This window comes from Peribacillus sp. NPDC056705, from assembly GCF_043656335.1.
In genome coordinates, this window is record NZ_JBHTYI010000025.1 from 1 (window position 1) to 14,757 (window position 14,757).

Consider the following 14,757-nt stretch of genomic DNA (forward strand, 5'->3'; position numbering starts at 1 on the left):
GAGAAAATTAAACGACCTGAGTCCGATAGAATACCGAACTCAAGTCTTAGAAGCTGCTTAAACTATATGTCTAACTTTATTGGGTCAGATCAACTTGATGAAAATCGAGCTTGCCTACAGTTTTTTTTATGTCCTCTCCAGGCACTCGCTTTCCGCGGTCGGTCCGGGAGGCTTTGTTTTAAAGACTATGATTTAAAACAAGATCCTTAATGGTTTTTGACTGTTTTATGAAACCCTCAATGAATTTCTGAAATCAACTCCGAACGTTTTTTGAGGGTTTGGAAAATATGCCATTTTGATTGGCTGAAGAATGCGTATTCCGAATTCCATCGCCAAAGTTTAGCCCCTTTAAAACGGCTTATCATTCCAAACCCTCAGCTACAACCCGCCCCCAGGCCTCACTATCATGCATTCCAATATGCCTCGAATTTTATTGTAAATCGCTTACGAAATAAAAAGATGCGCTATTGTGCACAATTGTTTAAAGAGTATATTATTGTGCAGTACCTATGACAACATTCGGACTTAGAAACGCTACATTTTTAATAAGAAGTGAGATATCGTAGAAGCAGGGAGAGGGATTGAGAATGTTTTTAGATGAAAGAAGCGCCAATTTACTAAAACTATTACAGCATTCGCCCATTTCAAAAATGAAAGAACTTGAAGCCCAAACAGGTCTGACGAGAAGGCAAATCCAATATGGTCTGAGCAAAGCGAATGACTGGCTCCAATTTCATGGATATCAACCGATTCAATATAATCGTGAAATGGGCTACTCCTTTTCTGAAACGATCAGGGATGAAGAATTGAATGTAAAACTGACAAAACGCAATTATATATTTTCAGAGACAGATAGGGAAAAAGTTTTTTACCTTATGATCCTGTTAAGCCGAGAAGAATTGTCCGTCTATCATTTCCAGGCGATCACCGGGCTTTCACGTAATACGGTGTTGAAGGATTTAAAAAGACTTAAAGAGAAAAACAGGGACATTTCGCTCAAAATCCAGTATTCCAAACAAGATGGCTATGTGGTGATTGGGGAAACCCGAGTAAAGAGATATATCATTGAACGTCTCGTGCATGATGTACTGAACAGTCCCAATAGTGAGTTGATCATGGAATGCATATGGGGAAACCATGAAAAGCAAATCAGCCCGATCCGGTTTCAGCTTGAAAGGATCGAACGTAAATTGGGCATCACCTTTACGGATGAACGGCTTCATGAACTGAGCTATTTATTTCTATGTACTGATCAGCTCATAGGAAAAGGGGAAGAGTTACAGGCAGACCAGAGCTGGGCGCCGTTTGTTGCGACGGAAGAATACAAAATGGTTGAGGAAATGACCAGAACGAATGCCTTTCAATCAGTATGGAGCGAAACGGAAAACTTATACGCAACCTTACATTTACTGAGCATGAATCGAACGAAGGATATTTCGCCTCTTAAGGATGATGAAGCCATTCAACACCTTTTGCAGGAAATCGTGGCAGAGTTCGAGAGGCTGGCATTTGTTCACTTGAAAGACAAAGAACAGCTATTCCAACAATTATACGTTCATTTCAAACCGGCATATCATCGCCTGCGGTATGGTCTTCCGCAAATGAACCCGATGACGGGACGGGTGCAGAAGGTCTATCCTGAATTGCATCATTTGACAAAAAAATCCCTGTGGGTGCTGGAGAAAGAAATTGGCTGTCCGGTATCGGAAGAGGAAGTCGCATACTTCACCGTCTATTTTGGCGGATGGCTGCGCAGGCAAGGGACGACATTGGATGATCGAAAACGGGCAATTGTCGTATGCCCGAATGGCATTGGCATCAGCAATATCCTCATTTATACATTGAGGGAATTATTTCCGGATATATTGTTCCTGGACGTTCTGTCCGTTAGAAATGCGGCTGAATACCCACTGTCGTACGATCTTGTTTTTTCAACGGTGCATATGAGAACAAAAGCGGCATTATTCGTTGTACCGCCCATTTTGGAAATGCAGGACAAACATACATTACGCCAGCAGGTCATGCAGGAATTGTATGGATATACGACGGAAAGTGTGGATGTTGCAGCTTTATTAAAGATCATATCCAAGTATGCAACCATCCATGAACAGGATCAGCTTGAAAAAGCATTGAAGTCGAATGTGTATACCCATACACCAAAAATAACCCAATTTTCTTTAAAGGAGGCAGAGAAGCCTGTGTTAGAAGAACTGCTCAATATGCAAACGATCCAATTACAGCGGCATGTTTCCGATTGGAAAGAAGGCATTCAAGTCGCGGCCAAGCCTCTCGTGGACTTAGGAACCGTAGAGGAACGGTATGTGGATGCCATGATCGAGGCGATAGAAACTAATGGACCATATGTAGTGATAACGCCTGGAGTGGCGATTCCCCATGCACGTCCGGAGCAGGGGGTCAGGTCTTTATCCATGAGTTTGCTGAAATTGGATGAAGCCGTGGACTTTGCGCCGGATAAACCGGTACGCCTGATAATCATTTTGGCGGCCGTGGATAACGATTCGCACCTGCGGGCATTGATCCAGCTCACTCAATTATTGAATGAACCAGCCAATATAGAAGAAATTTTAAGCACTTCAGATAAATCGGTCCTTATGGATTACGTTCATAAATATTCGAAGGAGGAAGCGGAATGAAAATCATGGTAGTATGCGGAAACGGATTGGGAAGCAGCTTCATCATGGAGATGAATGTGAAGAAAGCGTTGACGGAAATGGGCAAGACAGCCGAGGTGGATCATACGGATCTGGCATCCGCAAAAACGGTTCAGGCGGATATTTTCCTGGGGGCGGCGGATATTGTGGGTCAGCTGGATGATGGAACCCGGACGATCGTCACACTGGAAAACATGATGAGCATCCCTGAAATCAAATCTAAATTGGAAATGCATGTAGGATAAAAAAAGGAGAGATTGATATGAAGAAAATCATGGTAGTATGCGGAAATGGATTGGGAAGCAGCTTCATCATGGAGATGAATGTGAAGAAAGCATTGACGGAAATGGGTAAGACAGCCGAGGTGGATCATACGGATCTGGCATCCGCAAAAACGGTTCAGGCGGATATTTACCTGGGAGCGGCGGATATTGTCGGTCAGCTGGATGATGGAACCCGGACGATCGTCACACTGGAAAACATGATGAGCATTCCTGAAATCACATCGAAGTTGGCTTCACATCTATAAGAAGTAAACATAAGAAGAGGGGGAGAGGCAATGCTGGAACTTATCATGAATGACATCTTGGGTACACCTTCCATACTTGTGGGGCTGTTTGCCCTCATCGGCCTGCTGTTACAGCGGAAATCCAGTGCGGATGTTGTATCTGGAACGCTAAAAACCGTCATGGGCTTCATTATCATTGGAGCGGGAGCGGCAGTGCTCATTGGCGCCCTTGATATATTCAGTAAAATGTTCGATCATGCATTCAATGTACAAGGCGTCATACCGAATAACGAAGCCATTGTCGCAGCCGCCCAAAGTGATTTTGGGACTTCGACTGCACTAATCATGGTTTTTGGTATGGTTGTCAATGTTTTGCTGGCTCGTTTCACGCCATTTAAATATATATTCTTAACGGGACACCATACCTTATTCATGGCTTGTTTACTTGCAGTCACGCTTTCGGTCGGCGGGCTCGATGGATTTCCGCTTATCTTGGTCGGTTCCATTCTATTGGGAGTATGCATGGTGATGTTCCCAGCCCTCCTTCAGCCATACGTACGGAAGATTACCGGAAGCGATGATTTTGCCATCGGACATTTCGGGACAATAGGATATTTTGTATCCGCGACTGTTGGAAAATGGTTTGGAAATAAGGAAAAAACGACAGAGCAAATCAAGGTTCCAAAATCTTTAGGATTCCTGAGGGACACATCAGTCGCTGTATCGCTTACAATGACGATGTTCTTCGTGATCGTCGCATTATTTGCCGGACAGAACTATATTGAAACGGAATTATCCGGCGGTTCGAACTTCATCGTATTCTCTTTCATCCAGGCGATAACATTCGCTGCAGGAGTCTATATCATCCTTGCAGGAGTACGGATGTTAATTGCTGAAATCGTCCCTGCATTCAAAGGGATTGCCGATAAAGTCGCGCCGAATACAAAACCTGCATTGGACTGTCCGACCATTTTTCCATTCGCTCCAAATGCAGTGATCATCGGGTTCCTATTCAGTTTCTTGGCTGGACTATTATCCATGTTCCTCCTTCCGGTACTTGGATTGAAAGTAATCGTTCCAGGGCTCGTACCGCATTTCTTCACCGGAGCTGCAGCAGGAGTATTCGGAAATGCCACAGGAGGCAGACGCGGAGCGATGCTAGGATCCTTTGCCAACGGGCTCATCATTAGTTTCCTGCCGGCAATACTCCTGGTCTTCTTGGGGGATGTAGGGTTCGAAGGTACCACATTCGGTGATTCGGACTTTGGTGTGGTCGGTCTCTTGATCCTAAGCGTCATGAAACTTTTAGGATTATCCTAAACTGTTATACTGATAAGTAAAGAAACAAAAATAAATGAATGAAACCAACAGCCTAAGATCTTTATAGATAATGGGCTGTTGGCATTTTCATATCAATCGGATTTTTGAGGTGATTTGCATGACCAACAAAGCGATTGTGCTCGATTTGGATGGCACGACATTGAACGAAAGAAACACTGTGAACGAGACGCTGGAACAATACATAGGCGAACTCAGGAAAAGAGGCAAGCTGATTTTCATTGCAACAGGAAGGACGCTTGAAGAAATGAGGGACGTTTTGCCATCCGGCATGGAAGCCGATGGAGTGGTGACTGCCAATGGAATGTCCGTATTCATCGGAAAGAAGCAGATAGTCGAACACGCCCTGCCGCCGGAACTTGTGGAAGAATTGGTCGCCAAAGCAGGAGCGGAAGAGATTTTTTACGAAGTTCATCCGAACGATGGAACACGGATGGCATTACTTAAAGATAAAGACTATATGGTTAAACAAGGTTTGATGCCAAAGCCTGAGACAGTCGATGAAAATGAATGGCTATCAAGACAGGATGCAGTGGAAGACAAAATAAGATGGTCAGAACAACTGGATATAGGCAGCGTAGCCAAAATCTACTTCTTCAGCAATGAAATGAATACGATTCGAAAATGGAAAGCGGAGCTGGGGAAAATCAAGCAGTACAATGCCTTTACCACAGCCTCCTCCACCCATCATAATGTAGAAGTGACCGTGGAAGGCATCACAAAAGCAACAGGCGTTCACCTGCTGCTGAAGCATTTCCAGCTGGCACCGGAAAATATCCTGGCAGTAGGCGATGGCGAAAATGACCTCCCGTTATTCCAACTCGCCGGGCATTGCGTTGCCATGAAAAACGCCACGGACCTGGTCAAAGAACAAGCCGCTGAAGTGACGGAGCATTCATATCGAGAAGACGGACTGTATCGCTTTTTAAAGGGAATGTTTCACTAAGATAACCTGGAAGGCAAGAATAAGATCTAATCTTGCTTGTGGGATTTGAACGTTGATTGGATGCATTTAGAGTCAGACGATCGAAGGCAAAAAAACATCAGGGGGATTTCACATCCCCCTGATGTTTTTTGTTTATCATGTATCTTATTTATTCCCTGGAGCAGGTTGATCGATCCCTTTAATTCTATGGCTATGCCCATCATCTTCCGTTGTGTGAAAATCGTAATAGTGAACGTGCATGCCATTTCCAACCGGAATGGGTGGTCCCGAATATGCCTTATAATAATGGGTATGCCCATCCTCAAATAACACATATCCTTCAGTATAATGAATATGTTCTCCCTCTTGTGATGGAATTGGCGGGGAAGTTACATCTAAACATTGATGGACATGGCCTTCAGCTACGGAGGTATAATCAACAGATCCATGATTATGATGTGGTACGAACCCAGATACAAAATCATCTTTTCCTACTTTATTCAACCTCTCCACCCCTTGTATAAACAAACGTTTTATAAAGCATATGCTTGGAAAAATAAGAAGATTCTTAACGTAAATTTATGTAAAGGGATTAACACGTGAAAAACCACAATACATGAACATAAATCCAGGGTTAAAAGCTCTTTAAGTGCCAGGTGGGATCAGTTTAAATGATAAAATAGAAAGACTAATGAATTGAAGGAGGATTATCATCTTGGAAGCCAAATGTGTTAAGTTCTATGAGTTCGGGAATCCGCAAAAGGTTTTAAAAGTTGAAAATAAATGTATTCAAAAACCGTTCGAGGGGGAAGTCCTCGTTCGGATGACTACACGTCCCATTAACCCGTCTGATTTGCTGCCCATTCGCGGTGCATATTCCCACCGAATTCCCTTGCCTTCCATACCCGGTTATGAAGGGGTCGGCATTGTAGAAGAGGTGGGTCCATCGGTTTCGAACGAGCTGATAGGCAAGCGTGTTCTGCCTTTGCGCGGTGAAGGGACCTGGCAGGAATATGTTAAAACATCAGCGGATTTGGCCATCGTCATTCCCGATTCGATCGAGGATTATATTGCAGCGCAATTATATATAAACCCGATAACCGCATGGCTAATCTGTACAGAAGTATTGGCATTGAAACCGGATGATGTATTACTCGTAAATGCTTGCGGATCTGCCATTGGGCGTATCCTTGCCCAGTTATCCAAGATACTTGGATTTAAGCTGATTGCTGTAACGAGAAACAATAAGTATACGGAGGAACTGCTTAAACTTGGTGCTTCATATGTGATCGATACGTCCCGATCATCCTTGCATGATGAAGTGATGGAATGGACGAATGGGCGCGGAGCGAAAGCGGCCATAGATTCAGTGGGCGGCAACGATGGTTCAGAGCTAGCTTTTTGTGTTCGGCCTAATGGCATCTTATTAACGATCGGCCTTTTATCAGGACAGTCTGTAAATTGGGCGGAAATTTCACAAAGGACAAAAGTGGAAGTTAAAATGTTTCATCTTCGGCATTGGAATCAGCAGGCTTCTGTACAAACTTGGCATGAAATGTTTAACCTTTTGTTGGGTTTCATTAATGATAAAAGATTGAAGTTCATGATGCCGGCTTCCTACTACAGCCTTCAAGATGTGCAAAAAGCCATTCAAGTCGCCAGCAATGGAGGGAAGATTTTCTTAAACAACTAATTTCGCATGAGTCATGCATCTTGGAGCTCTTCCAATAGGTTCCTAAGGTAAATGAAAATGACCCCTGATAATATGGAATTACTTGATTACCTGTAAGGTGCTAGTTTAGAATGCGGAATAGACCATGTTGATACATGATACGACTTTGGAGGAACTACTTATGAAAACCATATATGTGAATGCTATATTTTTTACTATGGACAAGGAAAATCAAATCTTTGAAAACGGCATGATGATTGTACAAGATCGTACCATATCCTACATCGGCCAGCATGATGAACAACAATTGGCAGATGCAGATCAAGTGGTCAACCTTGGCGGGAAATGGATCATGCCAGGCCTTGTGAATGCCCATTCGCATATTGTAATGACCCTTTTACGCGGTATCGGGGACGATATGCTGCTGAAGCCATGGCTTGAAACGAAAATATGGCCGCTTGAAAGCCAGTTTACAACGGAAATCGCCTCTGTAAGCTCTCAGCTTGGCATTATGGAAATGATGAAATCAGGAACCACGACATTTTCGGATATGTTTAATCCGAATGGAATAGATGCAGGTGCTGTCATGGAGACGATAGGCGAAACAGGAGTGCGCGGAGCCTTCTCCTACACGATCTTCAGCTTGGGTACCGAAAAAGACCAAAAAGCGAACCTCATGGGGGCAGAAATGTTTTCAAAAAACTATAAAACGTTTGCCGATGGACGCCTGACTGCCATGGTCGCCCCACATAGCCCATATGCCTGCACACCTGAAGCGATCATGGAAAGTGCACGGATTGCAAAAGAGAATGATTTGATGGTGCACATCCACGTATCGGAAACGGATTTTGAAATCCTCGACATCCAAAAGCGTTACGGATCCCGTCCTGTCGAGCACCTTCGCCGTCTAGGTCTGTTCGATCAGCCTACCGTGATGGCACATGGTGTGGTTCTCAATGATGAAGAGCGGGCGATACTGAAACAGCATGATGTTCGCGTTGCCCACAATCCAATCAGTAACCTGAAGCTCGGATCTGGAATTGCCGATGTCGTCAGCCTTCTTGATGCAGGCATTAAAGTGGGAGTAGCAACAGATGGCGTCGCCTCCAATAACAACTTCGATATGTTCGAAGAAATGAGGACAGCTGCATTACTGCAAAAAGGAATCTATAAGGATGCCACTAAATTCTCTGCCCAAACAGCACTAGCCATGGCCACAAGAATGGGAGCAGAAGCGATAGGCATGAGCCATACAGGATCACTGGAAGCTGGTAAAAAAGCAGATTTCATCACCATTTACCCATATGACAAAGAACACCTGCAGCCGCTGAGTGAAGCCTATTCGCACCTGCTTTATGCAGCACGCGGAAATGATGTTTGTGATGTGTATATCGATGGCAAAATGGTCGTGAAAGAAAGACATTGCTTAACGATCGATGAAGAAAAAGTAATCGCCGAAACGAATCGCCTGCAAGGTACACTATCACGTTAACCTGGTGGGAAAACAAACGGATGCACAGAAAAAGGAGCTGCCATTTGCAGCTCCTTCTTTTTATGGACCCAATGATGAAGATGTGGGAGGACCAGTAAGGAATAGTTCGCAGCGAATGGCCGTCAAAAAGGAATGACCGCTAGTAATGTAGAATAAATTGTAACTAACACTCTGAAATCCGTCCTGAGTCCAGTTTCTTGGAAATATGGAAACAAAGTAGGTATGGCAAAAATGGTTAAATACAAAAAATGCTGCTGACCGCAAAATATTAACCAACTGGATAAAAAATCTTTGCCACAATGGATCATGAATTTCACCAATAGCTGAAAAAGGAGGACAAGATGAATGGATAGTGAATCTTCATTATTAAAAGAGCATTTGTATCAGCTAGAGGAGAAATTGTTAAAATCTGAAGTCCGTAAATCACCAGAAGAGCTTTCATTATTATTGAAAGATGATTTCTTTGAGTTCGGCAGTTCGGGTAACATATGGTCTAAAAACGATTTTTTGGGACAAGAGGGAGCCGGATCGGTGAAGAGGACAATAAGTCAATTTGATATGCATCCATTGTCTGAGGATACCGTTTTAACGACGTACCGGATTTTTGATGAAGATAAAGTGGAACATACCTTAAGGAGTTCAATCTGGAAATGTACGAATGGAAGATGGCAAATGTTTTTTCATCAAGGCACGAAAACGAAAGGGCCCCGCTAGGCCTATTATTTATGAATAAGAATTATCATAAAAATGCGTAAGTAAAATGAGATTTGCTTGTTTAAAAAAATATTTCAATAAAATGATTGGGGTGGGTGAATCTGATCTTTCGTACCATTGATACCGATAAAGATAAAGAGATTATCATTAAATTTAGGAAAGATTCCTATGTTGTAAGTTTTGGATCTGAAGATGGTTTTGGAGATGAGAATACATATCTGCAACGAATGAAAGAACGGGTCCGGAAATTTCCGGATGACAGGTGATCATTGAAAAGGACCAAGAACCGATTGGCCAGATGGAACTTCAAATTCGGGAGTATGAAGGAACAGAGATTGGCTATGTGAATCTTTTTTATCTTATTCCCGATTACCGCAGTAAAGGCCTTGGCAAGGAATTGGTTCGCTATGCAGAAAACTTTTTCAGGCAATTTAACGTCTCCGAATATCATTTAAGGGTTTCTCCGGATAATGGAAGGGCGATTCGTTTATATACGAATTCAGGCATGAAGAAGATAAGCGAAGAAAATGAAAAATACCTTGTATGGAGAATGAGCAAATCGATTTAAAGTTATATTGATATAATTAAAATCTATCAATTCACTATACTATAAAAATATTTAGCGTGATGAAAAATATGGTTGACTTTAGAGAAATTAGAATATATAGTGAAGGACATAATTAAATATAACGTTAATTCTTATCAAGAGATGTGGAGGGACTTGGCCCTATGATACCTCGGCAGCGGGTTTTTACTTTTGTAAAAATACTGTGCTAATTCCAACGGACGAAAGTTTGAAAGATAAGAAGGAGCTTTTCTTAGATAATTAATTTAAGAGTTTACTCTTTTTTTATGTCTAAAAGAGGCCTCTTCTGTCTGATGACGGAAGAGGCCTCTTTTGTTTATTCAAAATGTATATGGTTATTTGGAGAATTGGTGCAATTACTCGTAAGTTTGGCAGATTTACTCGTGAGTTTCACGCATTTACTCGTGAATTCCGCGCATTTACTCGTGAATTCCGCGCATTTACTCGTGAATTCCGCGCATTTACTCGTGAATTCCAAAAATTTAACCCTATCATTATGAAACTTGGCAAAGCTCTTCTCTAGATAATGAATTCGTACAAATAAACAGCATGGGGGGAGATTGGATGATTGAGTTTCAACATGTCAAAAAGGTTTATCAAACAAAGAAACAGACTGTCGAGGCTTTGAAGGGCATCAATTTGACAGTGGAAAAGGGGGATATATTCGGTGTAGTCGGTTATAGCGGGGCCGGGAAGAGTACGTTGATCAGGTTGGTCAATTTGCTTGAACATCCTTCAGATGGTTCGGTGATTGTTGGGGGCAAGGATTTAACCAAATTGAACCCGAAGGAATTGCGGGCAGAAAAGAAAAAAATCGGGATGATTTTTCAGCATTTTAATTTGCTGAACTCAAAGACCGTTTTTGATAATATCGCCATGCCGCTGATTTTATCGGGAACCCCTGGTAAAGAAATCAAAAAGCGGGTAGGAGAGCTGTTGGAGTTCGTTGGCTTATCGAGCAAAGCAAAGAGTTATCCGGAACAATTATCCGGCGGCCAAAAGCAGCGGATCGGCATTGCGAGAGCATTGGCTACCAATCCATCGATCTTATTGTGTGATGAGGCTACCTCGGCATTGGATCCACAAACAACGAGTGCTGTTCTGCAGCTCTTAAAGAAAATCAATAAAGAATACAATATCACCATTCTGCTAATCACTCATGAGATGTCTGTCATTAGGGAAATTTGCAATAAGGTAGCGGTCATGGAGGGCGGATGTGTCGTTGAACAAGGTTCGGTTTTCGAAGTTTTTGCGAAGCCGCAAACGGATATTGCAAAAAACTTCGTGAGAACGGTCATACATGACGAAATCCCACAAAGTTTCCTAAAAAGCATAGGGTCCCATATCCCGATTATTTGGAAAATTAATTTTATTGGAACTACTTCGGGTACTCCTTTACTTTCAACGATCTCGAAGAAATATGATGTTCATTTAAGTGTTTTATCAGCCAATATTTCTGAAATTCAGGAAACGCCTTTCGGGAATTTGATCATCGAAGTGACCGGGAACAAAAATGAGGTGGAAAAGGCTTATCAATATATTAAAGACGAGGGGATTCTCGTCCAGGAGGTGCAGATTTAATGGTTAATACGCTTTGGGGAATGGAAATAACGGCAGATCAGCTGTCGACAGCTTTCGGTGACACACTTTATATGGTAGCCATCTCATTGGTATTTTCCGGATTGATTGGGCTTCCGCTCGGTATCCTGCTTGTCATTACAAGAAAGGGTCACATCCTGGAGAATAAATGGGTCTTTAATGTATTGAACCCGATCATCAATATATTGCGGTCGGTTCCTTTCATCATCTTGCTTGTAGCACTTATTCCGTTTACAAGAATGATTGTAGGCAGTGCAATCGGAACGAATGCGGCCATTGTTCCGTTAATCTTTTACGCGGCCCCTTATATTGCCCGGCTTGTGGAGAACTCCCTGTTGGAAGTGGACAAAGGGATCATCGAGGCAGCTCAGGCGATGGGGGCGACGACATGGCAAATCATTTACCGCTTTTTGATTCCCGAGGGACTTAGTTCATTGATCCTTACATTTACAACAGCGACAATCGGGCTTGTTGGTTCTACGGCCATGGCAGGTGCCGTCGGTGCAGGCGGGGTCGGAGATCTAGCTTTGGCTTACGGTTATCAAAGGTTCGATACGATGACGATGATCGTCACGGTGGCGGCGCTCGTGATCATCGTTCAATTATTGCAATCCACCGGGAATTTCGTTTCAAGAAAAATCAGAAGAAGATAAACATAACAGGAGGTAGGAGAAATGAAGAAAATCTTATTAACGATCATCGTATTGGCATTGGCCATCGTGTCTGCAGCATGCGGGAAAAAAGAAGGTGCATCAGGCGGTTCGGATGATGTGAAAACAGTGAAAGTCGGTGTCAGCAGCGGGGATACGAGAACATGGGAATATATTGTCGATATAGCGAAAGAGGAAGGGCTTAATATCGAACTGGTCACTTTCAATGATTATATCCAACCGAACCTTGCGTTAAGTGAAGGTGAAATCGATGCCAATTCATTCCAAACGGTCGCTTACTTCGATGAATTCGTTCAAGATCAAAATCTGAAATTAGAGGCCATCGGGTCGACTGTCATTGCGCCCATGGGCCTTTATTCGAAAAAACATAAAAGTCTTAAGGATCTTCCGGATGGTGCTACGATTGCCGTTCCGAATGAAGCGACAAACTTCGGCCGTGCACTGCTCCTTCTTCAGGAAGCTGGATTGATTACATTGAAAAAGGAATTCAATGGATCGGGATCATTGGAAATCATTAAGGATAATCCGAAAAAATTGAAAATCCAGCCTGTTGCTGCCGGCAATACGCCTCGTTTATTGGATGATGCCGATGCTTCAGCCATCAATAATAACTTTGCTGTCGAAGCGGGCCTTACTTTAAAAGATTCATTATTCCATGAAAGTAAAACGGCGAAACCATATATTAATATCATTGCAGTTAAAAAGGGAAATGCCGATCGTCCTGAGCTGCAAAAATTAGTGGAGCTTTATCAATCGAAAAAAGTGGAAGCGTTCATAGAAAAAACGTTTAAAGGAAACACCATTCCTGCATATGTTTCTGTCGATGAATTGGTCAATTACCAGGATGCTTGGACAAAACCAGCAAATGAAAAATAATGCTTGAGACCAAGTGGAGGAATGCCGGATGGATGCAAGATGCCTATCCGGCTCCTTAAACCAAAAAGGGGAGATACGAATATGGCGAGAGAATTAGTGCAGAAGCAGCATCAGCAGATCATTGAAGATCACATCGACCTTCATTCCAAATTATATATCGAAACGAGTCAAGCCATTCATGCCAAACCCGAAATTGGGAATCAAGAATTCTTCGCTTCGGATACATTAACCGGAATACTTCGAAGCGAAGGATTTGAAGTGACCCGCAATATTGCCGGACATGAAACAGGATTCATCGCCAAAAAAACCTCTTCAAAGAAAGGACCCACAATTGCCTTTTTAGCCGAATATGATGCATTGCCGGGTTTAGGCCATGCTTGCGGTCATAATATCATCGGCACGACGAGTGTTGCAGCTGGCATTTCCTTGGCTCAAGTACTGGAGGAAACAGGCGGAGAGGTGATTGTTTTCGGAACACCGGCAGAAGAGGGCGGGCCGAATGGAAGCGCAAAAGGCAGTTTTGTGAAGCACGGTCTATTTGATGGGGTGGATGCGGCGATCCTTATCCACCCTGCCGGGAAAACGGGTGTCACAAGTCCGTTTTTGGCTGTCGACCCCCTTGATTTTCATTTTTACGGGAAGTCAGCGCATGCAGCAGCAGCACCTGAAGAAGGCGTGAATGCACTTGACGCGGTGATTCAGCTGTTCAATGGCATTAATGCTTTGCGCCAGCAGCTACCAGCCGAGGTCAAAATCCACGGAATCATCACCAATGGCGGGGAAGCGCCTAACATCATTCCTGAATATGCTTCCGCCAGATTTTACATTAGAGCAACAACATGGAAACTTTGCCAAGAAGTGTCCAAAAAAATACGTGCTGTTGCTGAAGGTGCTGCACTTGCCACAGGAAGTAACGTAAAAGTTGAACGCTTCCAAAATGAAGTGCTCGATTTTGTCATTAATCCAGTCCTGGATGAACTGTTAAAAGAAGAACTGGCTCAATTAGGGGAAGCGGTGGCTCCTCGAAAAGAGAGCGGCTATGGTTCGACGGATGCAGGTAATGTAAGCCATGTAGTGCCGACAGCACATCCTTACATAAAAATTGGCCATGATGAGCTGATTGCCCATACGAATGAATTCCGCGACTGTGCCAAATCTCCTGCTGGAGACAAAGCCATCCTGACCGGAGCAAAAGCCCTTGCACTTACAGGGTATAAATTGATTTCGGATCAAGACCTGTTGGATAAAGTGAAAGCAGCATTTCATGAAGCGAAGCAAAAATAAATAAGATGCAGGAAAAAAATTATTGACTGCGGATTACAGAGTTAGTATCATTAAAAATAATAATACCTAGTAATTAAATAGGAATTATAGGTTAATTGACCGGAAAACCGGAGACTTTTCTTTCATGTAAAGAGGTGTCTCCGGTTTTTTTGAATGGGCAAGCCGAAAGATTATAAGGAGGATTTATCATGGGGATATTATTACGTAAAGCGATTGAGAAAAAAAGAAACTTCCTGATAAACAAGTTAATTAACGAGGGGGTTTATAAAAAGAATGACAGCCATCTTTTTGAATTGACCTTAACCGATTTAGAGAATGAATATATGAAAATAAGGAAAATCGGGGAGAAGGAATCCGACGGTCATTCCCCCTGTCTAAGGATAAATTTCATATAATCTCAGAATAAAAGGAGATGGAGAA

The 14,757-nt window shown here is 42.9% G+C and carries 16 protein-coding genes and 1 riboswitch; of the genes, 15 read left to right on the top strand and 1 reads right to left on the bottom strand.

Annotation, left to right across the window (positions count from 1 at the left end):
• The first annotated feature begins 587 nt into the window (after positions 1–587).
• The 5 genes from ACFRAK_RS21260 (at position 588) to ACFRAK_RS21280 (ending at position 5,464) form a co-directional block, all read left to right on the top strand.
• On the top strand, positions 588–2,654 hold the full coding sequence (locus ACFRAK_RS21260; RefSeq protein WP_387706378.1) for a BglG family transcription antiterminator: 2,067 nt from the start codon (positions 588–590) through the stop codon (positions 2,652–2,654).
• Positions 2,651–2,917 carry a PTS sugar transporter subunit IIB gene (locus ACFRAK_RS21265; RefSeq protein WP_048883162.1) on the top strand — a complete coding sequence of 89 codons (267 nt, stop codon included), beginning with the start codon at positions 2,651–2,653 and terminating at the stop codon, positions 2,915–2,917. Before ACFRAK_RS21260 ends, ACFRAK_RS21265 begins: the two co-directional genes overlap by 4 nt.
• Before the next feature lie 17 nt (positions 2,918–2,934).
• Positions 2,935–3,201 carry a PTS sugar transporter subunit IIB gene (locus tag ACFRAK_RS21270; protein ID WP_076372257.1) on the top strand — a complete coding sequence of 89 codons (267 nt, stop codon included), beginning with the start codon at positions 2,935–2,937 and terminating at the stop codon, positions 3,199–3,201.
• Positions 3,202–3,231: 30 nt separating this feature from the next.
• On the top strand, positions 3,232–4,500 hold the full coding sequence (locus ACFRAK_RS21275) for a PTS ascorbate transporter subunit IIC (protein ID WP_387603573.1): 1,269 nt from the start codon (positions 3,232–3,234) through the stop codon (positions 4,498–4,500).
• Between the two features lie 118 nt (positions 4,501–4,618).
• Positions 4,619–5,464 (top strand): HAD family hydrolase, encoded by an 846-nt coding sequence (locus ACFRAK_RS21280; RefSeq protein WP_387706376.1) that lies wholly within the window; start codon positions 4,619–4,621, stop codon positions 5,462–5,464.
• A gap of 144 nt (positions 5,465–5,608) precedes the next feature.
• Here the strand turns inward: ACFRAK_RS21280 and ACFRAK_RS21285 are convergent, their stop codons facing one another.
• The gene (locus tag ACFRAK_RS21285; RefSeq protein WP_387603579.1) at positions 5,609–5,947 is read right to left on the bottom strand and encodes a YmaF family protein; all 339 of its coding nucleotides are present in this window, start codon (positions 5,945–5,947) and stop codon (positions 5,609–5,611) included.
• 211 nt (positions 5,948–6,158) lie between these two features.
• Between ACFRAK_RS21285 and ACFRAK_RS21290 the strand changes: the two genes are divergently transcribed.
• From ACFRAK_RS21290 to ACFRAK_RS21335, 10 genes are all read left to right on the top strand, one after another.
• Positions 6,159–7,136 (top strand): zinc-dependent alcohol dehydrogenase family protein, encoded by a 978-nt coding sequence (locus ACFRAK_RS21290; protein WP_394572460.1) that lies wholly within the window; start codon positions 6,159–6,161, stop codon positions 7,134–7,136.
• A gap of 160 nt (positions 7,137–7,296) precedes the next feature.
• Positions 7,297–8,607 carry an amidohydrolase family protein gene (locus ACFRAK_RS21295; RefSeq protein ID WP_387706372.1) on the top strand — a complete coding sequence of 437 codons (1,311 nt, stop codon included), beginning with the start codon at positions 7,297–7,299 and terminating at the stop codon, positions 8,605–8,607.
• Between the two features lie 345 nt (positions 8,608–8,952).
• Positions 8,953–9,321 carry a nuclear transport factor 2 family protein gene (locus ACFRAK_RS21300; protein WP_394572461.1) on the top strand — a complete coding sequence of 123 codons (369 nt, stop codon included), beginning with the start codon at positions 8,953–8,955 and terminating at the stop codon, positions 9,319–9,321.
• 95 nt (positions 9,322–9,416) lie between these two features.
• A complete protein-coding gene (locus tag ACFRAK_RS21305; protein WP_387706368.1) occupies positions 9,417–9,587 on the top strand; it encodes a hypothetical protein in 171 nt (56 codons plus the stop codon).
• Entirely contained in the window at positions 9,584–9,889 is a 306-nt protein-coding gene (locus tag ACFRAK_RS21310; RefSeq protein ID WP_387706366.1) for a GNAT family N-acetyltransferase, read from the top strand. The genes ACFRAK_RS21305 and ACFRAK_RS21310 overlap by 4 nt, the downstream gene beginning before the upstream one ends.
• Before the next feature lie 128 nt (positions 9,890–10,017).
• Positions 10,018–10,129, top strand: a riboswitch (SAM riboswitch).
• A gap of 342 nt (positions 10,130–10,471) precedes the next feature.
• Entirely contained in the window at positions 10,472–11,488 is a 1,017-nt protein-coding gene (locus ACFRAK_RS21315) for a methionine ABC transporter ATP-binding protein (RefSeq protein ID WP_387603593.1), read from the top strand.
• Positions 11,489–11,508: 20 nt separating this feature from the next.
• A complete protein-coding gene (locus ACFRAK_RS21320; protein WP_053537357.1) occupies positions 11,509–12,159 on the top strand; it encodes a methionine ABC transporter permease in 651 nt (216 codons plus the stop codon).
• 21 nt (positions 12,160–12,180) lie between these two features.
• Positions 12,181–13,053 carry a MetQ/NlpA family ABC transporter substrate-binding protein gene (locus tag ACFRAK_RS21325; protein ID WP_387706364.1) on the top strand — a complete coding sequence of 291 codons (873 nt, stop codon included), beginning with the start codon at positions 12,181–12,183 and terminating at the stop codon, positions 13,051–13,053.
• Between the two features lie 81 nt (positions 13,054–13,134).
• Positions 13,135–14,337 carry a M20 family metallopeptidase gene (locus tag ACFRAK_RS21330; RefSeq protein WP_387706362.1) on the top strand — a complete coding sequence of 401 codons (1,203 nt, stop codon included), beginning with the start codon at positions 13,135–13,137 and terminating at the stop codon, positions 14,335–14,337.
• 188 nt (positions 14,338–14,525) lie between these two features.
• Complete coding sequence (locus ACFRAK_RS21335; RefSeq protein ID WP_387603599.1) at positions 14,526–14,732, top strand: Fur-regulated basic protein FbpA; 207 nt, start codon at positions 14,526–14,528, stop codon at positions 14,730–14,732.
• Positions 14,733–14,757: the final 25 nt, after the last annotated feature.

Bases quoted from the DNA above. Each gene is read 5' to 3' on its own strand.
- ACFRAK_RS21335 (WP_387603599.1), top strand. From the start codon at position 14,526: ATGGGGATATTATTACGTAAAGCGATTGAGAAAAAAAGAAACTTCCTG.
- ACFRAK_RS21315 (WP_387603593.1), top strand. From the start codon at position 10,472: ATGATTGAGTTTCAACATGTCAAAAAGGTTTATCAAACAAAGAAACAG.
- ACFRAK_RS21270 (WP_076372257.1), top strand. From the start codon at position 2,935: ATGAAGAAAATCATGGTAGTATGCGGAAATGGATTGGGAAGCAGCTTC.
- ACFRAK_RS21295 (WP_387706372.1), top strand. From the start codon at position 7,297: ATGAAAACCATATATGTGAATGCTATATTTTTTACTATGGACAAGGAA.
- ACFRAK_RS21260 (WP_387706378.1), top strand. From the start codon at position 588: ATGTTTTTAGATGAAAGAAGCGCCAATTTACTAAAACTATTACAGCAT.
- ACFRAK_RS21320 (WP_053537357.1), top strand. From the start codon at position 11,509: ATGGAAATAACGGCAGATCAGCTGTCGACAGCTTTCGGTGACACACTT.
- ACFRAK_RS21265 (WP_048883162.1), top strand. From the start codon at position 2,651: ATGAAAATCATGGTAGTATGCGGAAACGGATTGGGAAGCAGCTTCATC.
- ACFRAK_RS21330 (WP_387706362.1), top strand. From the start codon at position 13,135: ATGGCGAGAGAATTAGTGCAGAAGCAGCATCAGCAGATCATTGAAGAT.
- ACFRAK_RS21300 (WP_394572461.1), top strand. From the start codon at position 8,953: ATGGATAGTGAATCTTCATTATTAAAAGAGCATTTGTATCAGCTAGAG.
- ACFRAK_RS21280 (WP_387706376.1), top strand. From the start codon at position 4,619: ATGACCAACAAAGCGATTGTGCTCGATTTGGATGGCACGACATTGAAC.
- ACFRAK_RS21325 (WP_387706364.1), top strand. From the start codon at position 12,181: ATGAAGAAAATCTTATTAACGATCATCGTATTGGCATTGGCCATCGTG.
- ACFRAK_RS21275 (WP_387603573.1), top strand. From the start codon at position 3,232: ATGCTGGAACTTATCATGAATGACATCTTGGGTACACCTTCCATACTT.